The following is a 22,117-nucleotide window of genomic DNA, read 5'->3' on the forward strand; positions in this document are numbered from 1 at the left end:
GATCCAAACGAAAGACCCTAGGGCTGTCCAGCCTGCCCGCCCGCCTCAACCGGTCGGTGACGTGCCGGAACCCGTCTCCTTGAGCAGCGGCAGGTTCTTCTCCACAGCCTTCGCCCACGAGCCGTCCGCCACCATGGCCTTGAGTGCCGCGTCGACCCGTGCCCGCAGGGGGCTGCCCTTCGGCAGGCCGACACCGTAGCGCTCTTCGGTCAGCCGGAACCCGGCGAGCCGGAACTTGCCCTCGTACGTCGGCTGCGCGGCGTAACCGGCGAGCAGCGCGTTGTCCGTGGTGACGGCGTCGACCGCCCAGGATTCCAAGGACTGCACGCACTCGGCGTACGTGCTCCGCTCGACCACGGCCGTGTCCGGGCCGATCTTCGTCGGGATGTTCTGGGCCGAGCTCGATCCGGTGGCCGAGCAGACCTGCTTCCCCTTCAGATCGCCAAGGCTGGTGACACGGGTGTCGTCGGCGCGGAGCAGGACGTCCTGGTGGGCCGTGAGGTACGGGCCCGCGAAGTCGACCTGCTGGGCCCGCCGGTCCGTGATCGCGTACGTCGCCACGACGAGATCGACCTCGCCACGCGTGAGGAGGCTCTCCCTGGTGGGGCTCGTGACCGCCTTCCAGATGATGGCCGAAGGGTCATGGCCCAGCGCGCGGGCCAGGTAGGTCGCGACGTCCACGTCCAGGCCCGTGTACGTGCCGTCCGGCTTCCGCATCCCCATGCCCGGCTGGTCGAACTTGATGCCGATCGTGATCGGGGACGCGTTCGTGGGCGTACGGGAGGTGCTCGGCGACCCCGACGGCTTGCCGCCGCCCTGCGCCGTGTCGCCGCCCTCCGCCTCGCCGCCGCCGTCGGGCCAGAGCGTCCAGGTCAGGACGCCTGCCAGGGCGAAGGCCGCGATCACGGCGAGTCCGCTCCTCCGCACGCGGCGCCTCGGCGCCGACGCCGCCGGGGTGGGTGCCGGCGCAGGGGGCGCGATCCGGTACGAGGTGGTCGGCGGGGCGGGATCCGGTGGGGTCTGATCCGGTGGGGCCTCATCCAGTGGGGCCTGATCCCGCGGGGGCGCCTCCGTGGGCTCCGGAGCGGACACCGCGTCCTCCGCGCGCCCCGCGCCCTCCGCTTCCGCCAGCAGCCCGTCGAGGGCGGCCGCGTCCGGGCGGGCCGACGGGTCCCGTACGAGGACGGCCGTCAGCGCCCGCGTGAGCGAGCCGGCCTCGCGCGGGGGCGGCACGTCCTCGCCGAGGACCGCCGCGAGCGTGGCGAGCGTCCCGGAGCGGCGCAGCGGGTTCCGTCCCTCCACGGCCACGTAGAGCGTCAGGGCCAGCGACCACAGGTCGGCCGCCGGGCCGCCCTCCTCGCCGCCGACCCGTTCGGGGGCCATGAAGTCGGGTGTGCCGATGAGGGAACCGGCGGCGGTCAGGGCGGTCGATCCGTGCAGCGCCGCGATGCCGAAGTCCGTCAGGACCGGGGAGCCGTCCGGCCGCAGCAGAACGTTCGCGGGCTTGACGTCCCGGTGCTGGATCCCGGCCGCGTGCGCGGCGCGCAGCCCGGTCAGGATCCCCCGCCCGAGCGTGGCCGCCTCGCCGGGCGTGAGCGTGCCCCGGTCAAGACGGTCCTGCAGCGAGCCGCCGGTGACCAGCTCCATCACGAGCCAGGGGTACGACTCCGGCCCTTCGTCCACGATGTGATGGATCGTCACCACATTGGGGTGGGCGACACGGGCGAGCGCCCTCGCCTCGCGCAGGACCCGGTCGCGCAGGGCACGGGCGCCCGCGGGGTCGTACTCGGCGAGCGCCGGGTCGGGCGGCCGTACCTCCTTCAGCGCCACGTCGCGGCGGAGCATCAGATCGCGGGCCCGCCACACCAACCCCATACCGCCACCGCCGAGCCGCGCCACCAGCTCGAACCGGCCGTCGATGACCCGCGCCACGCCGTCCCCCAAGCCCCCGTCCGCCCTCCGTACGCGCCCGACTCTCCCACACGGCACAGGAGTTCAGCGACGTGATCCGGTGCTCGCGCGGGCCGAACCCGCACCCGCTCGACGCTCACACCCAGTTGACCTCCGCCCGCTGCAGCAGCGGATCGTCGATCAACTCCCACAGGGGCACGGCGAAGTTGCCCAGCCGGTAGCGTCCGCCGAAGTGCAGGCCGAGGACCCGATGGTCGGTGAGGTCGAAGACCGGGGAGCCGCTGTTGCCGCCGAGGGTCGAGCAGTCGTGCTTCATCACCAGGCCGCCGGCGGTGAATTCGGTCGCCGTACCCGGCTGGAGCCGCTTGACGTTGTACACGTCCATGAAGATCCGCCGCATCGACTCGGGTTCGTTGCGCCGCCCGTCCCAGGCCGGGTACCCGACCACGTACACCGGCCGTCCGGGCACGCTCGCGGGCGCGTCGGCGGCCACGGCGAGGGGAGTCGGCAGCGGGCTGCCGTCCGGCGGCTCGATCCGTAGGAGGGCCATGTCGACGTCCGGGTGGATGCCGATCACGTCGGTCACCTCGTACGCCGGCGCTCCCGACCCCGCCCCGAAGCCCGCTGCCGCCGTCGCGTCCGCGGGCAGCTCCTCGCCCGCGTCGACGCGCGCGGACATGCCCTGCTGGAACGACCAGCCCGCGTCCACGGCGCGGCTGAACTCCACCGCCACGTGCCGGTTCGTCATCACCGTGCGCGGTCCCACCAGGAAGGCCGTGCCCACCCAGTCCAGGCTCGGGTGGCCGGTCACCTCGACCCGGCCCACGCGGGCGATCGACTCGCGGATCGCGGCCCGCCCGGCCTCCAGGACCGACCAGTCACCGTCCTGAGCGGCGAAGTTCTGGCCCTGTACCAGGATCGCCGGCCGGCCCTCCAGGAGGACGATCGCCTCCACACCGAAGTACTCGTCCTCGTCGATCTCGTCCGCCCGGTGCGCGGCGAGCTTCTCCAGACCGGCGGCCCCCGCCTCGAGGACCCGGGCCCGCTCCTCCTGGGCGAACCGGGAGATCTGGCCGGCCGGCGCCTCGTCCGGCGGCAGCTCCGCCGCCGATTCGGATATCTCCGCCTCCAGGTGCCGGCGCACCCGCGCCGCCACGCCCGCCAGGTCGTCGAAGACCCGCTCGGGTCCCGTCGCGACCGGTGATCCGTACGCCACCCGCGTCTTCATCCTCCGCCACCTCCGCCTCTCCGTTCGTCCTCGCGCCCGTCGCCTTCGCCCCTCCGCACGCCGGGCTCACGCCGCCCACATGTGGGTCTCCGGCCCCGGCAGCGACTGCGCGGCGCCGATCTCCTCGTACAACTCCGGCGCTTTCTCCTTCAGATGGGCCAGGATCCGGCTCAGCTGCGTGCCGACGTTGACGAACGCCGTCGTCCTGCCCTGGTAGTGGACCTCCTCGACCCTGCGGGTGCCGCGATGGAGCGCCACCACCGTCCAGTCGTCCGTGAAGACCGGCGAACCGGACGAGCCGCTGCGGGTGTCGGTGAAGTACCGCAGGTCGCGCTCGTCCGCCTCGAAGACGAGGTTGTTGCGCAACGCCACCCGCTTGGGCTGCCCGCCCGGGTGCTGGATGATGTTCACCGCCACCGGTTCGGAGCCGGTCAGGAGCAGCGGGGCGGTCGCCACCCGCAGCACCGGGCGGGGCGGCAGCCCGGGCGAGAGCCGCATCAGCGCGAAGTCGAGCCCCTCGTCCCAGGCGACGAGGGCGGCCGCGGTGGCCTCCACGGTCTCCGCCTCGTCGGCGCCGTAGTCGAACCGCGAGCGGGAGTTGCGCACCTGGAGCTGGAGGTCGTCGTCGGCGACCCGGAGCAGCACCCCGGGCGAGCGGGTGCGGGCGTTCACGACGTGGTGGTTGGTGATGAGCAGTTCGGGGGCGATCAGCCAGCCGGTGCCCGCGTGCGGATAGGCGGGCTGGAGCGGCTTGCCCGACTCGAAGGGCGGGACCTTCAGACGAGCCACCGCCGAGCCGGCGAGAACGCCGCCCTGCAGGAACTCGAACGGCACGGTGTCGTCCCGGAAGATGACCTCCTCCTTGGTCTCCGCCGGCAGCGGCCCGGCGGGCAGGTCAGGCTCCCCGGCGGCGTCCCGCGCCACGTCGTCGAGCGCCCGCTGGAGCACCGTGAGCGGCGCCGCGTCGACGGTCTGGGCGATCGCGTTGTGCAGCCAGATCTCCAGCGGAACCGTTCCGTCGATCAACCGCTCCACCTGGTTCATCACATCCAGGTCGGAGTGCATCTGCCGCAGCGGGGTGTCCATCGCGGGCAGGCTGGCCCGGAAGTGCGCACTCGTCCCCGTGAACAGCAGCCGCCGCACCCCGTCCTCACCGAGCCCCGCGTCGAGGGCCGCGTTGCGCACGCGGACCAGGTCCTCGGCGGAGAGGTACGGCACGCCGCGGACAGCGCCCTCGGACGCGTCGGGCGGGGGCCTTGACCACACCCCGCGGCCGTCCCCGCCGCCTGCGGGCTCCGCGCCCTGACCCCGGTCGGCGGCGCCCGCGTCCATGGCCGCGGCGACCCCCTCGACCAGGTCGCCCTTGGAGTCGCGGAGCGTGAGCACCCGCCATGCGACGCTGTCCAGCGTCCCGCGCCCGCGCGCCAGGCGCAGCGCCCGCTCCACCTCCTCCCGCGTCATCCGGGCGGTGTGGGGGACCGCGTGGCCGCCTGTCGACGTCCTCGTCGCGGCGGGTCCGGCCGGCGCGGGGGGTGTCGCGTCGGCGGTGCCCGCCGCCGACTCCAGGATCCGGACCAGGGGTTCACGCAGCTGCGGTTCGTCGGTCATCGCCGCGTCGATCCAGCGGGCGAGGGCGGCCACGACCGCCTCGTCGTCGGCCGGCAGACCCACGAGACGCAGCGTGTGCTCCAGGAGCGCGGGATCCACCCGGGAGGCCGTGGCCGCCGCGGCCCGCGCCAGGGCGGGCTGCCGGGCCAGCTCCTCGTCCGGCATGCCACGCAGCGTACGGGCGAGGCGTACGTCCATCTCGGCCGAACCCTCGTCGGAGAGCGCCGCGAGCCGCGAGCGGGCCACCAGGACCCCCATCGACTCGTGCGCCAGGCCGAGTCCCGCCGCGACGTCCTCCGCCTCCTGGAGGTCGTGGTCGGCCTCGACGAGGTCGCCCTCGTCCTGGGCCAGCCGCGCCGACAGCTGGAGCAGTTCGAGGCGGGTCTTCGCACACCCCGCCTCGGCCGCCAGGTCCACGGCCTGCTCGGCGGTCGCCCGAGCCTCCGCGACCCGCCCGGACCGGGCCAGGGTCTCCACCAGCTGCCCGTGCAGCCTGCTGCACGGCGTCCAGGGGCGGCGCTCGGCCAGCCGCTCCGCCGCCGCCTCCACGTACCCCTGGGTGAGCAGGTCCTCGACCTCGCGCGACGCGATGCGCTCCCAGTCCTCCTGGTCGGCCTCGGCCATGATCCGGTCGGGTACGTGTCCGCCGAGTTTGCCCAGCAGGAACGCGGCCGAGCGGGGCGGCATGTCGCGGTCGGCGCCGGTCAGGTACGGAGCCACGCCCGGCTCCCAACGGCGTTCCACCGCACGGGGGTTCTGGCCGAGCCGCAGCCGGTGGTAGATCTCCTCGGCGCGCGCGGCCGGGCCCTCGCGGGCGGCGTGGAACTCCACCGCCAGATGGTCCACGGCCCGCATCAGGTCCGTCCGCGCGCTGTCGGAGAGCCGCAGCATGATCGAGCGCAGATCCGCCCGGTGTCGAACGGCCTGCGGCCCCGCGGGCTCCATCAGGTCGAGCCGCGAGACCAGCCGGCCGAAGAGCGTACGGGCGTCCTGCGCCGAATCGACGTCCAGGCCCGCCGGTCCGGCGAGGACGTCACGGACCAGCTCAGGGGTGATCACCCGCAGTGCCAGACCCGCCTGCACGAGGGCCCGGACGGCCTCGTCCGCGATGTGGTTGAGGATGCGCTCGTAGAGCGTGCCCTGGATGAGCATCTGGTCCACCTGGTGGTGGAAGTACCGGCGGCGCGAGGGCAGGCTGCGCAACAGGTCGCCGAGCGACTCGGAACCCGCGCCCAGCAGGACGGTGGTGCGCGCGGCGAGTTTGAGGCTGAGCGGATGGCCGCCGATCCGGTCGACGAGGTCCCGGGCGACGTCCTCGTCGTCGACGCCGCAGGACAGCAGCAGGTCCAGGGAGGCCTGCTGGTCCAGCTCGCCCAGCTCCATGGTGCGGGGCGTGAGGACCTTCGCCGGGTGCTCGATCGGGGCGCGACCGGCGACCAGGTACCGCAGCCGGGGGTACGCGGCGCGCAGCGCCGACCAGATGGCCCACATCCGGCCGAGGACCGGGGAGCCGCGGTACTGGGCCTCCTCGAACGAGTCGTAGGCGACCACCAGCGGGGGGTCGTCCTGGCCCGGGGGCGTGTCGACCGCTTCGGCAACCAACTCGCCGACGTGCCGGGCGAGTTCCTGTTCGCGCGCGCTGGCCCGGGAATGGAAGCCGGCCGAGTAGTCGCGGCCGAGGGTCGCCCGGGTGGCGGACAGCTGGTACAGCTCGTCGAGCTGGTTCCGCTCGCCCCGCTGGGAGGCCGCGGTCTCCTCGCACTCGTCGGCGAGGGCGTCGAACGCGGACCGGTGGGCGGGGTACTGGATGCCGAGCTGGCGGGCCGCCTCGGCGAGCACGGTCGCCGGTTCGTGGATGGAGAGCGTCGGGCGCTCGAAGTCGATGAAGGCGAAGGGGAATCCGGTGGGGGAGTCGCGGAGGCTCTCGACGAGGAACGTGGCGAGCAGCGTGCTCTTGCCGATGCCGCCGATGCCGTGGATGAGGACGGGCGGCTCGGCCGGTTCGGAGGGCAGTGCGATGTACGCCCGGAGAGCGTCGAGTTCGCGCTGCCGCCCGTGCACGGGGCCGTCGATCAGCCGCTGGAGGGGTTCGAGCAACCGCGCCCGCTCCAGGCGGTGTTGAAGGTCGTCGACGTCAGGAAGGCCGGTGACACCGGGAATGCGCCGCACCCACAGGACCGCCCGCAGGGTGTCGCAGAGTCCCTCCACGCCGAGCCCGTCGAGCGCGTCGAGGTCGACGGGGGCGCCGGACAGCAGGGCGAGCGCGGCGCGCTCGGTGCCGAGCCCGGGGTGCCGGGCTCCGTCGCACGGACCTCCGTGGGCCGCCCCGTCGCCGCATCCGCCTTCGCCGGGCGCCGTGCCCCCGGCCGGAGGGGCACCGGACGCCGCGCCGATGGCCGCCTCCAGGGCGCGCCGGGCGGCCTCGGGTGTCGTGAACGAGCTCAGCGTCGCCTCGCGCACCTCCGGCTTCAGGACCCAGGTCTGCGTGGGGTGCGAGGCCAGCGCCGTGCAGTCGTCGACGAGGGCGAGGACGGCGCGCCGGGTGGGCACGCTCTCGCCGGGCAGACGCAGCAGGGCGGGGGCGAACTCGTCCAGGAGGCAGGCCGCCTCGCGGTAGGCCCTGCGCAGGTCGGGCAGCGTGGCGGTCGGTGGCGGCTGGTCGGCCGCGCTGCGCATCGCCCGCCACAGCTGCTCGGGGGCGTCGTCGCCGGGGGCGAGGGTGCGGGAGAGCCGTACGGTCTCCTCCACCGCCGTGCAGACCCGGCGCATGTAGCTGTCGGTGACCCCTTCCGAGCCGAGACCGGCCGAGCCGACCCCCGCCGAGCCGCCATCAGTCGAGCCGACCCCCGCCGAGCCGCCGCCGGTCGCGTCGTCACCCGGCGTGTCTCCTCCGGTCCCACCGGCAGATGCGACAGCGCGCAGCACCTCGGTGACCGCCACGTCCACCAGGCGTGTCAGCGTCTCGGGGTCGGGCGGGGGCTGCTTCTGGCCGAAGAACTCCCGGAAGAACGCGCGCAGATCGTCCTCGGTCACGATGCGAGCCGTGTCCCGGCACTCGTTCTTGCGGATGTCGTACGGGAGTTGGCGCATGGCGGGGGAGTAGCCGAGGAGGACGAGCCGGGGAACGGAGTCCTGCCGTACCGGAGTGTGCTCGTAGACCGCGAGGGCGAGCTTGCCGATGCAGTCCCAGGCGTCCGAGGTCGGGTCGAGCTTGTCGCACTCGTCGAGCACCAGCCAGAAGCGCTCCTCGGCGGCCGTCGCCCAGCTCACGATCCGGTGCACGGCGTCGTCGACCGAGGGCAGTGGATCGTTCAACTGTGTGGGGTTCAACGGCGCCCGGTCCACTCCAGGGCCCGCCACGAACTCGGAGAGCCGCTCCACGAGCCGCGCCGCCGTCGTCGTCCGCGAGAGCGTGATCCGTACGGGACGGAAGCCGCAGTGCTGCCCGAGATGACGAATGAGGCGGTACGAGTACGAGCGCCCGCTGTCCGGCTCACCGTCCACGACCAGGACCGTCTGCTCGGGATCGGCGACGAACCCGCGGAGCTTCTCGCGGAGCTCGGCCCGGTCGATGAACACCTCGGTCCCGTTGGCGAGCACCAGCGTGGCGAACGGGTCGCGCGCGGAACGCAGCAGCTCCTCGTCCTCCCGCAGCCGCCGCAGCAGGCTCCGTGCCTCGGTGTTCCCGGCCGCCGTGAGCGTGTCGAGTCCGGTCAGGGCGTCGAGCAGCGCGCGCTGGTGGGCGATGTCCCTGCGCGCCGCCCCGACCACCAGACGCGCGTTCGCGTCGCGGTCCGGGGTGAGTACGAGTGTCCCGACGAATTCCGGCGAAAGGCCGACGCCCCGCAGCCGGCCGGCCGGATCAGGGGTGTCCAGGAGGTACTCACGCACCCAACTGGTGACGAGTCCCCACTCCGTATCGGTGAGCGGCATACCGCACCTGCCCGGCGGTCCCGACTGTCCTCTCTGTCATGGTTTCACCGGGCGGGAACGGTGGCAAACGGGCGGCGGGCCGACCCGTCGGCGCGCGGGCGCCGAAGCCGGACGGCCCACCCCGGTCAGCTGTGCAGCACGACGTCGTCGAGCGACTCCAGGCGCCGCCAGCGTTCGTCGGGCGACCGGAACGGCGGCATCAGGTCGACGTCCGGCAGCGGCCCGAGGTCCAGCTCGGTGAGTTCGGCGACGTCCGAGACCGGCACCTGGAAGGTCCGGAACGGGCCGAGCGGCGGCGGCGCGCCCGCCTTCGCCCCGGCGAGCGCCCGCTCCGCGTCCCGGCTCAGATCGGGGCTCTGGTCCAGGACGTACGCGGTCGAGGCGAGCGCCCCGTCCTGCATGAACGCGGCCACCTTCCAGAAGCGCAGCGGCACCTGGATACCCCGGTAGGGCGGGTCGGAGTCGTGCAGCACCGGACCCGTGAACACCGTGAGACGTCGGTCGAACTCGGCCGCGTGGTCCAGGAGATGGTTCTCGAGCCCCTGCCAGAGCTGCTTGCCCTGGTTGAACACGTCCGACTGCGGCGCCGCGTTCGTGTAGTGGAAGCTGTCGGTGTTGGCCCGACCCGCGACCGCCGCCGGACCCCACACCGGATCGAGCCGACGGACCAGATGGCCCCGGTCGAGACTGTTGTTCTTGTAGACGTCGTTGCCGGTCTGCTGCTCCTTCGGCAGCCGCGGATCGAACAGCCAGACATCGTCCCGGGGTACGTCCTCGGCCAGTTGACCTCCTTCGATGCAGACGGCGGTCGAGGCGGCGAGCCGCCGGTCGGGCCGGAAGACCACGGTGAAATGGGTGTACGGCAGGATCACGGTCTCCACGGCGGAGCGCACGGGCAGCGCCAGCGGCACGGTCGGCCCGAGGAAGTCCTCGTCGTAGCCGGTGCGGTCGGCGAGCGAGTCCTGGCGTGGTGCGCCCGCGCGCGGATGCGGTGTGGAAGGCGAGGGATCGGTCGGTTCCATACGATGTAAGTACCGCGCCTGAAGGGTCGCGCTCGGCACCGGGCGCAGAGGCCACTCGATCAGCCGCCCGGTGCTTTCCTCCCCACCCTGTTCAAGGAGGCACCCCATGCCCGCCGGAATCTCCGTCCACGTCGGACTGAACAAGGTCGACCCGGCCCGCTACGAGGGCTGGGACGGCGCCCTCAACGCCTGCGAGAACGACGCCCGGGACATGGCCGCCCTGGCCCGCGCCGCGGGCTTCTCCGACACCGTCCTGCTGACCCCCGACGGCACCGTCGACCAGGTCACCGGCGCGCTCCGCGAGGCCGCGGGGAGTCTGGGCCCCGGCGACATCCTGCTCTTCACCTACTCGGGCCACGGCGGCCAGGTGCCGGACACCACGGGGGACGACGACGAGTCCGACTCCCTCGACGAGACGCTCGTGCTCTACGACCGGCAGTTCCTCGACGACGAGGTGAACCGGGAGTTCCGGGCCTTCGCCGACGGCGTGCGGATCGTCGCCCTGCTCGACTGCTGTCACAGCGGCACCGCCATCGAGATGCCCGGGGCCGCACCCCCGGAGACCGCCGTCCGTCTGATGCCGCCCTTCCGCCAGCAGGAGATCTACGCGCGCGACCAGGGCTTCTTCGACGAGCTGCAGCGCTCCCTCGCGAAGGACTCCCCGAACGGGGAGACGTCCCAGGCGACGGCGCTCCTGATCTCCGGCTGCCAGGACAACCAGTTCTCCCTCGACGGCGACGCCAACGGCGCCTTCACCGCCGCGCTCCTGGAGGTCTGGGACTCCGGCGGCTTCCGCGGCGGCTACCGCTCCTTCCACCGCGCCATCCAGAGCCGGCTGCCGGCCACCCAGAGCCCCAACTTCTACACGACGGGAGCCCCGCCCCCCACCTTCCTGCGCCAGCGGCCCTTCACGGTCTGAAACGGTCCGAGGCCTGACCACGGCGTGAGGAACACCCCGCGAGGGACACCGCGCGCGGGACACCGCGCGCGGAACGACCCCGCCGGGCGGCGAGCCGCTCAGCCGCGCAGCGCCGTGGCCAGCTGGGCCCGGGAGCGGACGTCCAGCTTCTGGTAGATCCGCGTGAGGCGCGCCTCGACGGTCTTCACGCTCAGATACAGCTTGGCCGCCGCCTCCTGGTTGCTGGCGCCCTGCCCCACCAGATGGGCGAGGCGCAGCTCCGCGTCGGTCAGCGACGAGAGCGCCGGCTGGGAGTCCTCCGCGGCCGGCGTCTCCCGCGTCAGCGCGAGCCAGGGAGCCGCCCCCGCGCGCTCGAAAGCGGTGGCCGCGGCCTGCAGCGCGCTCTGCGCCGCCGAGCGGCGCCTGCGTCTGCGCTCCACCCGCGCCAGCGAGAACAGCGCCCGCCCGTGCTCCAGCGGCAGCCCCGCCGCCGCGAACCGCTCGGCGGTCGCGGTGAGCAGCTCCGCCGCCTCGTCCGTCCGCCCGCACCCGGCGAGGTACAGGGCGTGCGCCCGGTCGAAGCCCAACAGGACGGTCGTCCGGCCCAGCTCCTCCGCCACCGGCCGCACCCCGGCCAGCAGGTCCACCGCCTCCTGCGCCGCGTCGTTGGCGAGCAGGGCCTCCGCCAGCTCCTCGTGCCACCGCAGCATCGACGGATCGACGGTCGACTGCGCCCGTTCGTTCGCCTGCACCCGGCGCAGGGTCTCCAGGGCGGACGCGACATCCCCGTTGACCAGCTGGACCCGACCCAGGGCGTAGAGGCTGCGGGAGAGGAAGACCCGGTCGCCTTCCTCCTCCGAGGCCTGCACGCTGCGTCTGGCGTAACTCGCGGCCCGGGCGAAGCTGCCGCCGGCGGTCTCCGCGAGCGCGAGCGTGTACCACGCGGGCCCGGGCGACAGGCCCGCCTCCAGGGTCAGCGCGAGCGACTGGCCCGCGTGCACGAGCGCCGCGGGACAGGCTCCGATCCGGGACTCGATCGCGGCGAGCGTGGAGAACAGCTCGATCGTGTCCTCCACCGAACCGCGCCGCTGCACCAGCGGCAGCAGCGCGTTCAGCTGGTCGCGGGCATCGACGAGCCGGTCGTCGAAGAGCGCGTGGCGGATCGTCAGAATCTGTGCCGCGTTACGGATTCCCAGCGGACGCTCGGCCATCTCCAGGCCCCGCGCCTGCGCCAGGACCGACTCCGCGTCGGAGGCCCCGAGCGCCCGGTCCATCCGCGCCTGCACGGTAAGGGCCTGCGCCGCCGTCCGGGGATCGCCCATCGAGGCGGCCAGCGCCGCCGATTCGACCGAGGCGGCCCGCGAGCGCAGCGGATCGCCGTCCGCGAGCACGTACTTGACGGCCAGTCGGAGCAGCACCCCGGCCCGCAGCGCGGTGTCGCCCTCCGAGTCCTCCATCGCGTGCACGTACATCTCGTCCAGGCCGGTCAGCCCCTGCCCCGCGGTGTCCAGGACGGCGAGCCGGGCCCGTACCCGGTCGGAAGGGGACGCGTCGCGGGCCAGCAGATCGCTCGCGGCCCGCATCGCGAGGTCCGCCCGCGCGGCCCGGGCGGCCTCCTCGGCCGCGTCCACGAGCCGGCTGATCCGCTGCGGCGCGTGCAGGACGGGCGTCGACTCGGCCGCGAGCAGGGCCAGTTCGGCGGCGAGCGCGCTGTTGCCCCGCCGCCGCGCCAGATCGGCCGCGGAGGCGACCTCGGCCGCCAGGGCCTCGTCGGGGACGTCGGTGGCGAGCGCCCGGTGACGGACCGCCTCGACCGAGTCGTCCACGACCCCGGCGAGCGCCGCGTGCCCGGCACTGCGCTCCGCCCAGCAGGCGTCGTGCACCAGGGTGGAGGGGAGCAGTCCCGCGGTGAAGGCGACCGTGCCGTCCTCGGCCAGCGACACCAGGTCGGCTCGCTCGGCGGCGGCGAGGTCCGCCTCCGCGTTGGGGCGTCCGGCCCGGCGGATCAGCGCCGCAGTGGGGCGCAGCGCGAGGGCGGCGAGCAGCAGCGTCTCCCGTACGGCGGGCGGTGCGGCGCCGAGCAGCTGGCGCGCGAGGTCCCGGGCCCGGCCGGACAGGGTCAGCGCCTCCGCGTGGTGGACGGGGGTGCGCGCGTCGGCCAGCGAGCGGCCCACGGCGAGCGCGAGGCGCGGGTTGCCGCCGCTCGCCTTGTGGATGCGGCCGGCCATCCGGGACGGCAGCCGGTGGTGGATGAGCAGTTCGGCGATCTCGTCGGCGTGCAGCGGCGGCACGAGCAGGATGTCGGCCTCCGACGGCACCCAGAGGCGGGTGTCGTGGCCGTCCTCGGAGCCGTACGCCTCCGGAGTCTCGACGGCGATGACCCGCAGCGCGGGCGGGGCCAGGTGCAGGGCGAAACGCAGCAGGTCGGCGCTGTCGGTGTCGATGTGCTGCACGCCGTCCACGACGAGCAGCGCGGGGCCGCGCGCGGTGAGGGCCCGCAGGATCTGCGCGAGGCCGAGGCGCAGCGCGATCGGGTCCCAGCCGCCGTCCTGCAGCGGCGCCTCCCGGCAGAGCATGGCGACGGCGGTCCGCTGCGGCCCGGGCAGCCCGTCGAAGACGCCGGACGCCAGGTCGGTCCTTGGTGGCGGCACCGCCGTGTCGCCGGCCGAGGCCTTCGGTTCGCCCTGCGCCGTGGGGCCGGGGAGCCCCGGCCAGGTCACCGTCGCCGCCGCCGAGGCGACGAGGGCGGCCGCAGCGGCGCCGGGTATCTCGCGGTCGGCCGGCAGGGTCGCCAGCCACAGGACCGTTTCGCCCCGGGCCTCCGCCCGGGACGCCTCGGCGAGCGCGACCTCGGTCTTGCCGACGCCCGTGGTGCCGGTGAGGAACGCGCGGCCCCGGGAGTTGAGGACGCGCTCGAGTCGGGAGAGGAGCTCTTCCCGGCCCACCGGCGCCGGTGATCCGCCCACGCCCGCTGGGCGTGGCGAAGGGTGCGGCGCTTCTCTCACCTGTCCACCCCCTCCGGCACTCGGGGCCCGGCCCGTGAGCCCCGTGGGGCAGAGGATACGGAGCGTGCTGGCGCAGTCCAGGCCCTTTGTCCGGCATACGGACAGCGGGCCGCGGCCCCCACGCCAGGACGCGCCCGTGGTGTAGACCACGAGCGCGTCGCTGACCAGCAATAATGCTGTTGTGGGGGGTGGTTCAGGTGGGGCTCAGAAGGTCAGGCTCCACGAGTTGATGTAGCCGGTGTCACCCGAGGCCACATCGCGGACCTGGAGCTTCCAGGCGCCGTTGGCGACCTCGCTGGACGCGTCGACGGTGTACGTGGTGACGACGTCGTCGGCGCTGTCCGAGCCGGAGGAGGCCTTCAGGTTGCGCACCGTGCCGTCGGGGGCGATCAGGTCGATGACCAGGTCCCCGCGCCAGGTGTGCTTGATGTCCACGCCGACCTTGAGGGCGGCGGGGGCGTTGCCGGTGCGGCCGGTGACGTTGATCGTGGACGACACGGTGGTGTTGTCGGCGATCGTGACGTCGGTCGCGTTCGTGAAGACGGTGCCCGTGGGCGGCGTGGTGGTGGTGACGGCGTCCACGGTCTTCGCGGCGTCGGCGATGCCGGTTCCGCAGCCGCCGGTGCAGGTGCCGGGCAGCGGGCGGGCGTTGGCCTTGATCGCGGACTCGATCTCGGCAGGGGTGAGGCTGGTCTTCGCCGACTTCAGCAGCGCGGCCAGACCGGCGATGTGCGGCGCGGCCATCGAGGTGCCCTGGTAGGGCGCGTAGTTCTCGGCGGACTGGGTCGTCGTGCCGGAGTTCAGCGTGGAGTAGATGCCGTTCTGCGGCGTGGTGACCGTACCCGGGGTGTCCGTACCGCGGCGGGTCTCGCCGCCCGGCGCGGCCACGTCCACGATGGAGCCGTAGTTCGAGTAGAACGAACGGTTGCCCTCGCGGCTGGTCGACGCCACGGTGATGACGTTCGAGCAGTTCGCGGGGGTGAAGCCGGAGGTGTTGGCGTTGCTGTTGCCCGCGGCGACGACGACGGTGGTACCGCGCGAGACGGCGCCGTTGATCGCGGTCTGGTAGACGCTCGGGCAGGTGGAACTGGCGCCGCCCAGGCTCAGGTTGATGACCTTCGCCGGGGTCGCGTTGGCGGCGACGCCCGGCACGGAGCCGCCGGACGCCCAGGTGATCGCGTCGGCGATGTCGGCGGAGGAACCGCCGCACTTGCCGAGCACGCGCACGGGCTGGATCTTCGCGTTGTACGCGATGCCCGCGATGCCCTTGGTGTTGTTGGTGACGGCGCCGATGGTGCCGGCCACGTGGGTGCCGTGCCAGGAGGAGTTGGAGGCCTTGGAGCCGAGCCCGCACTCGTTGTCGGTGGCGTTCCAGTCGCCCTCGTCCTTGGCGTTCGCGTCACGGCCGTTGCCGTCGCGGGCGTCCGCGGAGTCGGAGATGAAGTCGTACCCGTTGACGACGTTGCTCGCGAGGTCAGTGTGGGCCGCGTAGCCGGTGTCGATGACGGCGACGGTCACGCCGGAGCCGGTCGTCTTGTCCCAGGCGGTGGGAACGTTCATGCCGCCGGTGGCCTCGAAGAGGTCCCACTGCTTGGCGTAGTCGGTGTCGTTCGGCGTGACCGCCATGGCGTACGCGCGGATGTCGGGCTCGACCGAGGCGACCTGCGGGTCGGCGCGGAACGCGTCCATGACCTCGGTGACGTCCTGCTTGGTGGCGCTGCCACCCAGGTCGACAAGGGCGGCACCGCCGGCGAGGCGGCGCTCGAAGGCGAGGCTCTCGCCGGTCTTCGCGGCCTTGGCCCGGGCGTCGGTCTTGACCGCCTCGTTGGAGCCCGCCTCGGCGGTCTTGGCCTTGTAGGTGACGATGACCTTCTCGACCGGGGCGCTCGGCAGTGCGGTCATCGCCTGCGCGGCCGGAGCCGGCTTCGGGGTCACAGCGGCCGGGGCGGCGGCGAACGCCCCGGAGGAGGTGGCAGCGGCGCCGATGATCGCGGCGCTCGCGACCACGACGGATATGACTCTCCGCCTGGAACTGTTCAAGGTGTTCCCTTTCAAGCACGACGTAGGTGCGGAGCAGTGGCGGCGGCGCGGGAGCCACGGGGCGAAGTGGGGTCGCGATCCGTCGGTCCCTTGGGCTTGGGGAGCCCGTGCGCCGCCACCGGCGACACGACGGCCCGGGTCAAGGCCGCCACCGGCGGACCCTACCTACCGCTCCACATGGACCTGACAGTCGGGTGGGTCGGAGGATCGGGATGCCGGTGCGGCAGACAGTAGGGAACGACGAGATGAACCCGATACGGGGAAAACCCTTGTCGCCCCCCGAGGGGGTCGAGGGAGGGCCCGACGCGAAGCCCGAGGGGGCGGGCGGGAATGCGGAGGACGCGGGCGGGGAAGAGCGCGCGGCACGCACGAGGGAGGGGCGCGCGCGGCCAACGCGCGCGCCCGGGGGGCGAGCTGGGGGGACCCGGGGCGGGCCCCGCGGGAGGAGGGGGAGGCGCGGAGAGGGAGGGGGAAGGGGAGGGTCAGCCGAGTTCGAGGGTCGTGATACCGAAGACCCGCTCGCGCGGGATCGGCCTGACCGGACCGGTGTACATCCGCGCCGTCTCGAACGACGGCTCCAGGCCTCGGTCGAGCGCGAGCCGGGCCGCCGCCGGATTGGCCTCCGGCATGTCGACCGCGATCCGCGCCGAGCCGAGTGCCCGCGCCTCGGCCGCGAGGGCGTCGAGGAGCGCCGCCGCGTCGGAGGGCGTGTCGGCGAACAGCGGTCCGACCCGCGCCCCGTCCTCCGCCGGGCGCACCACGCCGTACCCCGTCAGGCGCCCGTCGACGACCCGCGCCAGGGCCCGGTGGCCGGGAGTGGCCAGCCAGGCCGTGAGGAAGCGGGGCCGGTCGGCGTGGTGGCACGCGCTGTCGTACGCGGCGAGGGCCTCGGGGTCGACGTCGAGGGCCGGGACGATGTGCGGGTCGGGCGCGCCGGGGAAGTCCGGGGTGCTCGGCTCGCCGACGTACCGTGCCGTGCGGTGGACGGCGGAGAAGCCGGAGCGGCGGTAGTTGTCCTGCTGGTCCGGCACCCCGTCGAGCCCGACGGACCGGTCCCCGGCGTGGGCGAGCCCCGCGCGCCAGGTCGCGAGGCCGTGGCCGAGTCCGCGCAGGTCGGGGCGGACGAGATAGAAGCCGAGGAAGGCGTACCGGTCGCTGTAGTTGACCACCGAGATCGCCGAGACGGGCTCCCCGTCGACCCGTCCGAGGAAGAACCCCCCGGGGTCCTGGGCGAAGAACGCGTCCGCGTCCGAAACTCCCGGGTTCCACCCCTCGTCGACGCACCACCGGCGGACGACCGCCCAGTCCTGGAGCGTCGCGCGGGAGACCTGGAGGGAGCCGGTGGCGGGGAGCGTCATGAGGTTCCTTTGGGGACCAGGGGCCGGGGCTGCGGACCCGGGGCGCGGGCCGGGGGAGCGGCGGAGAGGGTGTCAGAACCGGGCAAAGCGCCCCGAGCATAGCGACCCGCCGGCCCGCCCGATGGCCGCGACGACGGTTTCCGGCCGCGGCCCGTGCCGGGCTCAGCCCACGAGCCGCAAGGTCGTCCCGGCGACGCCCACCCGGATCGTCTGGCCCCACGTCAGGTCCAAGGTGTCCGATTCCATGCCGTCGCCGAAGGCGACCATGCGATCCGACTCCACGGTGAGACGGAGCGATGTGCCGGGGGTCAGCGCACCCTCGACCCGCGTCGTGCCCGTCGTCGGGGAGGGCCAGGCCTCGCGGACGAACCAGGCGAGGCGGCGGGCCGTCGGACCGGGGAGCGGCAGGCCGCTGGAGCGCTCGTGCCACAGGGAGCGCAGCCAGCCCGTCGCCCCCGTTCCCGTACCGACGAGGACCCCCGAGGACGCCTGCGGTTCGGGCGGCGTCTCCACCCCCTCGACGGCGAGGGTGTAGCGCGCGGTCTGGTGGCTGGGCGGACCGAGGTAGATCTCGTTCAGGGCCAGGAGCCGCTGCGCGTCGTCCGTCACCGCCTCCACCATCGTGAGCTCGTCCGCCCCGGCCGCCGGTGTGACCGCCGCCCTCAGCAGCGCCCTCGCGTCGGCCGCCCGGTGCCGGACGAGTACCCCCGGGTTCCGGCCCGGGTCGGTGTCGATGCCGACGACCGGCTGGCCGGACAGGTACTTGGCGGCGTTCGCCACCAGGCCGTCCTGCCCGACGACCACCACGACGTCCTCGGGGCCGAAGAGGAACCGGTCGAGATCCGCCCGTTCCACGCGCGCGTGCCGCCACGACAGCGGCACGCGCGCCGCCACGTCCGCGAGCCCGCGCAGGTTCCGCTCGTGCCGGCGCCGTACGTCCTCGATGCTCCGGCCCCGGCTCGACAGGAAGAACGCCGCCTGCCCGTGCGTCCCGTGCCGCGCGAGCAACTCCTCGTACTCCGTGGTGCGGTGCACGAGCACCGCGCGCGGCGCCAGGCTCACGACGAGGTTCCGCCCGTCGCGCCGCCGCCCGTCCCGCCGCCCAGCCTGCCGAGCAGCGCGGTCAGGACGTCGGGGGAGACCGTGACGCTCTCGATCCGCGGCAGGTTCTCCGCCGCCCGGGTCGCCGCCAGGGCGTGCAGCGTGCCCGCGTCGACCTCCGCGTGCACCCGGAGCCAGGCCGCCTGGGCGGCCGCCCGCGCCTCGCCGACCTCGCGCGCCGCCTCGGCCTCGGCCCGGGCGAGCCGGACCTTCCGCGCGGCCTCTGCCTCCGCGCGTACGGAGTCGGCGGCGGCGCTCTCCTCCGCCTCGCGCCGCGCGTTGGTACCGCGCTGGTCGACGAGCCGCTCCTCCTGCCGGGCCAGTTCGATCTTGCTCGCGAGTTCGTTCTCGGCGATGGTGCGCTCACGCTCGACGGCCACGGCGCGGCGCTCGTAGGTCGCCCGGTCCGCCTCCTGCTGGATCTGCTCGCGCGCGGGGGTGCGCAGCGCCCGCTCGACCTCCGGCTCGGGACGGATCGCCACGACCCGGACCGCCACGACCTCGATCCCGGTGGCGGGCAGCCGCGGCTCGGCCGAGAGCCCGTCCGCGATCCGGTCGCGTACCGACGCCACCCCGTCGACGAGCGCCGCCGCCAGCGGGGTGCGGGCGAGGACGTCGAGTGCGTGCTGCTGGGCCGTCTCGGTCAGCAGGGTCGCGATCTGTTCCAGGGGCGCGCCGCGCCAGGCGCCCGTGTCCGGGTCGATGGAGAAGTCGAGCCGGGTGGCCGCCGCCTCCGGGTCGCCGACGCGGTACGTGACGGTGGACTGCACGCTCACGTCCTGGAAGTCGGCGGTACGGGCGTGGAAGGCCATCGCCAGCTCGCGGTCGTTGACCGGTACTTCCGAGAGCGCGGCGGAGAGCGAGCGGTACCAGAAGCTGAGCCCCGTGCCGTCGTGCACGAGGCGTCCGCGCCGGTGGTGGCGGATGTGCGCGGTCGGAGCGGACCGCAGGTGGCGCCAGCCGGCGCGGCGGGTGATGTCGGCCATCGGTGATTCCCCCTTGTCGTCATGTTGACGATATGGGGTGCGGCGTCTTTTGGTCAAGATGACGAAATGGGCGCCTCGGGCTCGGGTCCGGAGTCGGCTGCCGGGTGGTGGGCCGGCGGGATCCGGTGCAGATGGGCCGAGACGTCCTCGTGGGCCAGGCGGCGCAGGGACAGCATGATCGGCTCGTACAGCACCGTGTACGCGACCGCCGCCTCGATCGCCTCCTCCAGGACCGGGTAGTCCTCCATCACCGCGTACTCCTCGGCGGCGATCGGGTGCATCACCTCGGCGTACCGCCGGATGTGCTCGGTGGTGCCGCCGTAGCCCAGCTCGCGGAGCGTCAGGACCGCCCGGGTGAGCGCGGCGAGCGCGGGAGCCTCGTCGTACACCCGCCAGCCCATCTCGGTGAGCAGCCCGCGCATCTCGGCGAAGACCTCGTCCCACGGCGCGCGCTCCGGGTCGGCGGTCCCGGGTGGGACGATCTGGGGGCCCAGCATGTACTGGGCGACGCCGATGCGTTCGTGGCGGCCGAAGGCGGGGTCGTCCGCGACCGCCAGGACGTCCCGGGCCTGCTGGATCGTCATCCCTCCGACGGTGAGGAGGGCCCGGACCAGGCGGAGTCGGCGCAGGTGCTCCTCGCCGTACTCCGACTGCCGAGCGGTGACCGGGGCTCCGGGTGGCAGGAGCCTCTCGCGCAGGTAGTACTTCACGGTGGCCACCGACACGCCGCCGCGGTCGCTCAACTCGGAGAGGCGCAAAGGGTTCCACCGTTCCCATCGTCTCGACACGACTACGGGGAGTTCTATCCTCCACTTAAAGGATAGTCCAGCTATCCAGTACGGGGGGGCGTCAGCCGGCGACCGCGGGGGACGGTGCCTGTGCTGCCGCCAGTGCCGCGTCGTCGGCGCGGGGGGTCGGAAGCGGTGGCCCCGAGGCCGGCACGACAGGGGAGGCCGGCACGGCTCGGGAGGCCGGCACGACTGGGGAGGCCGGCACGACAGGGGAGGCCGCCACGACGGGGGAGGGTGCCGGGGATTCGGGTGCCGTCCCCGCGCCCGTCGTCAGCAGCACCACACCCCGCGCCGCCGCCAGCGAGGCCGCGCCCGCGACCAGCCAGCCCCACGCGCCCGCGCGGAAGGTCTCGCCGAGCAGCGCCACGCCGATGACGGCGGCGGCGGCCGGGTTGGAGAGGTTCACGACGGCCAGCGGGGCGGCGAGACCGCCCCGGTAGGCGGCCTGCGAGAGCAGGAGCCCGCCGACGGCGAACGCGGAGATCAGTACGGCGACGAGGGTCGTCTGCCACCAGGCCGGCACGCCGCCCGGCAACTCCCGCGCGAGCGCGGCGGTGAGCGTCTGGGTCAGTGCGGAGCCCACCCCGGAGGCGACCCCGGAGGCCGTGGCGTGTCCGAGCCCCTGTCCGCGCCGCCGCCCACCGCGCAGCGCCCCGTACCGGCTCCCCGACGCCAGGGCCGCGATCAGGAGGGCCGTCGCGCCCGCGACGAGCAGGGCCTCGCGGAGGGTGAGGGCGTCGCCGGGGGCCGCCGGTCCGGTGACCGAGACGAGGGCGACGAGCCCGGCCAGGGTCAGGAGCGCGCCGCGCCACTCCGCCCGGGTGACCCGGCGCCGCGCGCAGTACGCGCCCAGGGGCAGGGCCGCCACGAGCGTGAGCGCGCCCAGCGGCTGAACGAGCGTCAGTGGGCCGTAGTGCAGCGCGACCACATGCGCGAGCGCGCCCGCCGCGTTGAGGCCCACCGCCCACCACCACTGGCCGCGCGCGAGCAGCGCACGGAGCGCGCCCCGGCCGCCGCTGGAGGCCGAGGCGAGCCGGGACTGGGCGACCGCGGCGAGGGCGTAACCGGCGGTCGAGACCAGGGAGAGCAGTACGGCGATGACCGTGCCGTCGAGGCCGTTCACCGCAGCGCCCCCGCCGGGCGCGGAGTCGTGGCGCGCGGCGGCGCGGCACCGGGGACGGCGGGCATGACGGGTTCGGCGGGCACGGTGGGTTCGGCGGGTTCGGCGGGTTCCGCGGGGGCGGCGGGTTCGGTCGGAGGCTCGCCCGGCGGTCGGACGAGTGCGAGCGCGAGGCCGAGCAGGGCCGCCGCCGCGAGCGCGTCGAACCAGTAGTGGTTGGCCGTGCCGACGACGACCAGCAGGGTCAGGGCCGGATGCAGCAGCCAGAGCCACCGCAGCCGCCCGCGTCCCGCCACGATCAGGCCGATCGCGACCATCAGTGCCCAGCCGAAGTGGAGCGAGGGCATCGCGGCGAACTGGTTCGCCATCGAGTCGGTCTCCGGCGTCGCGCCGTAGACCGACGGACCGTACACCCGCGCCGTGTCGACGAGCCCCGTCGCCGCCAGCATCCGGGGTGGCGCCAGCGGCATCAGCAGATGCAGTGCGAGCGCGGCGGCGGTGAGGAGCGCGAGGACCCGGCGGGACCAGAGGTAGTGGGCCGGCCGGCGCCAGTAGAGCCAGGCGAGGAAGGCGATCGTGGCCGGGAAGTGCACGGCCGCGTAGTAGGTGTTGGCGGCGCGGACGAGCGCGTCGCCGTCGCCGTGCAGCAGGAGTGCCTGAACCGCGCCCTCGCCGGGGAGGTGGAACGTCCGCTCGACGTCCCAGATCCGGTCGGCGTTGTGGAAGGCGCGCAGCTCGTGGCCGTTGGCGAAGAGCCGGCCGAACTTGTAGACGAGGAAGAGCGCGGTGACGAGCAGCAGCTCGCGCAGCAGGGGCGGCCTCGGGGGAGCGACGTGCCCGGGAGGCACCGGCTCCAGCTCCGGCTCAGGCTCCGCCACCAGCTCCGGCTCCGGCTCCGCCTTCGGCCCCGGCTCCGGCTTCGGTTCGGCGGGAGGTGTCCCCCGGGTCCCGCGTATCCCGGCAGCCATGGCGCGGCCCCTTCGCATCGTGCGTCAATCCGTCAATTCGGCAGCAAACGGAGGAAGCCTAGATCCGAATTAATCGAGACGCAAGCGTCTCGAAACGTTTGCGTCTCGATTGTGCACCCCCTACTCTCGTATGTGCAGAGAGCTGTCC

Annotated in this window: 13 protein-coding genes; 1 reads left to right on the forward strand and 12 read right to left on the reverse strand. The window is 74.0% G+C overall.

From position 1 onward, the window contains the following. Nucleotides 1-45: 45 nt before the first annotated feature. The 4 genes from ACF09C_RS07380 to ACF09C_RS07395 all read right to left on the reverse strand — a co-directional run bounded on the left by ACF09C_RS07380 (nucleotide 46) and on the right by ACF09C_RS07395 (nucleotide 9,702). A complete protein-coding gene (locus tag ACF09C_RS07380) occupies nucleotides 46-1,875 on the reverse strand; it encodes a bifunctional serine/threonine-protein kinase/glutamate ABC transporter substrate-binding protein (protein WP_392090283.1) in 1,830 nt (609 codons plus the stop codon). 172 nt (nucleotides 1,876-2,047) lie between these two features. Continuing rightward, nucleotides 2,048-3,139, reverse strand: coding sequence for a trypsin-like serine peptidase (locus ACF09C_RS07385; RefSeq protein ID WP_392089727.1), 1,092 nt, complete (start codon nucleotides 3,137-3,139; stop codon nucleotides 2,048-2,050). Nucleotides 3,140-3,205: 66 nt separating this feature from the next. Then, a complete protein-coding gene (locus tag ACF09C_RS07390; protein WP_392089728.1) occupies nucleotides 3,206-8,680 on the reverse strand; it encodes a trypsin-like peptidase domain-containing protein in 5,475 nt (1,824 codons plus the stop codon). Between the two features lie 125 nt (nucleotides 8,681-8,805). Beyond that, nucleotides 8,806-9,702, reverse strand: a complete 897-nt coding sequence (locus tag ACF09C_RS07395; RefSeq protein WP_392089730.1) for a DNA/RNA non-specific endonuclease — start codon at nucleotides 9,700-9,702, stop codon at nucleotides 8,806-8,808. Nucleotides 9,703-9,808: 106 nt separating this feature from the next. Between ACF09C_RS07395 and ACF09C_RS07400 the strand changes: the two genes are divergently transcribed. Next, the gene (locus tag ACF09C_RS07400) at nucleotides 9,809-10,621 is read left to right on the forward strand and encodes a caspase domain-containing protein (RefSeq protein WP_392089732.1); all 813 of its coding nucleotides are present in this window, start codon (nucleotides 9,809-9,811) and stop codon (nucleotides 10,619-10,621) included. A 98-nt stretch (nucleotides 10,622-10,719) separates the two neighbouring features. On the opposite strand, the gene ACF09C_RS07405 is transcribed toward ACF09C_RS07400, so the two are convergent. From ACF09C_RS07405 to ACF09C_RS07440, 8 genes are all read right to left on the reverse strand, one after another. Further along, nucleotides 10,720-13,545 (reverse strand): AAA family ATPase, encoded by a 2,826-nt coding sequence (locus tag ACF09C_RS07405; protein WP_392089733.1) that lies wholly within the window; start codon nucleotides 13,543-13,545, stop codon nucleotides 10,720-10,722. A gap of 264 nt (nucleotides 13,546-13,809) precedes the next feature. Beyond that, nucleotides 13,810-15,507: a S8 family serine peptidase gene (locus ACF09C_RS07410; protein WP_392090286.1), complete on the reverse strand. Its 1,698-nt coding sequence runs from the start codon at nucleotides 15,505-15,507 to the stop codon at nucleotides 13,810-13,812. Between the two features lie 620 nt (nucleotides 15,508-16,127). Further along, nucleotides 16,128-17,003: a GNAT family N-acetyltransferase gene (locus tag ACF09C_RS07415; RefSeq protein WP_392089736.1), complete on the reverse strand. Its 876-nt coding sequence runs from the start codon at nucleotides 17,001-17,003 to the stop codon at nucleotides 16,128-16,130. 162 nt (nucleotides 17,004-17,165) lie between these two features. Next, nucleotides 17,166-18,065 carry a hypothetical protein gene (locus tag ACF09C_RS07420; RefSeq protein WP_392089738.1) on the reverse strand — a complete coding sequence of 300 codons (900 nt, stop codon included), beginning with the start codon at nucleotides 18,063-18,065 and terminating at the stop codon, nucleotides 17,166-17,168. Beyond that, on the reverse strand, nucleotides 18,062-19,090 hold the full coding sequence (locus ACF09C_RS07425; RefSeq protein WP_392089741.1) for an SPFH domain-containing protein: 1,029 nt from the start codon (nucleotides 19,088-19,090) through the stop codon (nucleotides 18,062-18,064). The genes ACF09C_RS07420 and ACF09C_RS07425 overlap by 4 nt, the downstream gene beginning before the upstream one ends. Nucleotides 19,091-19,143: 53 nt before the next feature. Beyond that, complete coding sequence (locus ACF09C_RS07430; RefSeq protein WP_392089743.1) at nucleotides 19,144-19,848, reverse strand: MerR family transcriptional regulator; 705 nt, start codon at nucleotides 19,846-19,848, stop codon at nucleotides 19,144-19,146. Between the two features lie 91 nt (nucleotides 19,849-19,939). Continuing rightward, nucleotides 19,940-21,004, reverse strand: coding sequence for a DMT family transporter (locus tag ACF09C_RS07435; RefSeq protein ID WP_392089745.1), 1,065 nt, complete (start codon nucleotides 21,002-21,004; stop codon nucleotides 19,940-19,942). Then, the gene (locus ACF09C_RS07440; RefSeq protein WP_392089747.1) at nucleotides 21,001-21,969 is read right to left on the reverse strand and encodes a phosphatase PAP2 family protein; all 969 of its coding nucleotides are present in this window, start codon (nucleotides 21,967-21,969) and stop codon (nucleotides 21,001-21,003) included. Before ACF09C_RS07440 ends, ACF09C_RS07435 begins: the two co-directional genes overlap by 4 nt. Nucleotides 21,970-22,117 lie beyond the last annotated feature (148 nt).

The organism is Streptomyces sp. NPDC014870 (assembly GCF_043081505.1).
Classification (GTDB): domain Bacteria; phylum Actinomycetota; class Actinomycetes; order Streptomycetales; family Streptomycetaceae; genus Streptomyces.

What these genes read in the sequence shown, in the direction of transcription:
- ACF09C_RS07380 (WP_392090283.1), bottom strand. Translation starts at nt 1,875, where the DNA reads ATGGGGTTGGTGTGGCGGGCCCGCGATCTGATGCTCCGCCGCGACGTG.
- ACF09C_RS07385 (WP_392089727.1), bottom strand. Translation starts at nt 3,139, where the DNA reads ATGAAGACGCGGGTGGCGTACGGATCACCGGTCGCGACGGGACCCGAG.
- ACF09C_RS07390 (WP_392089728.1), bottom strand. Translation starts at nt 8,680, where the DNA reads ATGCCGCTCACCGATACGGAGTGGGGACTCGTCACCAGTTGGGTGCGT.
- ACF09C_RS07395 (WP_392089730.1), bottom strand. Translation starts at nt 9,702, where the DNA reads ATGGAACCGACCGATCCCTCGCCTTCCACACCGCATCCGCGCGCGGGC.
- ACF09C_RS07400 (WP_392089732.1), top strand. Translation starts at nt 9,809, where the DNA reads ATGCCCGCCGGAATCTCCGTCCACGTCGGACTGAACAAGGTCGACCCG.
- ACF09C_RS07410 (WP_392090286.1), bottom strand. Translation starts at nt 15,507, where the DNA reads ATGACCGCACTGCCGAGCGCCCCGGTCGAGAAGGTCATCGTCACCTAC.
- ACF09C_RS07415 (WP_392089736.1), bottom strand. Translation starts at nt 17,003, where the DNA reads ATGACGCTCCCCGCCACCGGCTCCCTCCAGGTCTCCCGCGCGACGCTC.
- ACF09C_RS07425 (WP_392089741.1), bottom strand. Translation starts at nt 19,090, where the DNA reads ATGGCCGACATCACCCGCCGCGCCGGCTGGCGCCACCTGCGGTCCGCT.
- ACF09C_RS07440 (WP_392089747.1), bottom strand. Translation starts at nt 21,969, where the DNA reads ATGGCTGCCGGGATACGCGGGACCCGGGGGACACCTCCCGCCGAACCG.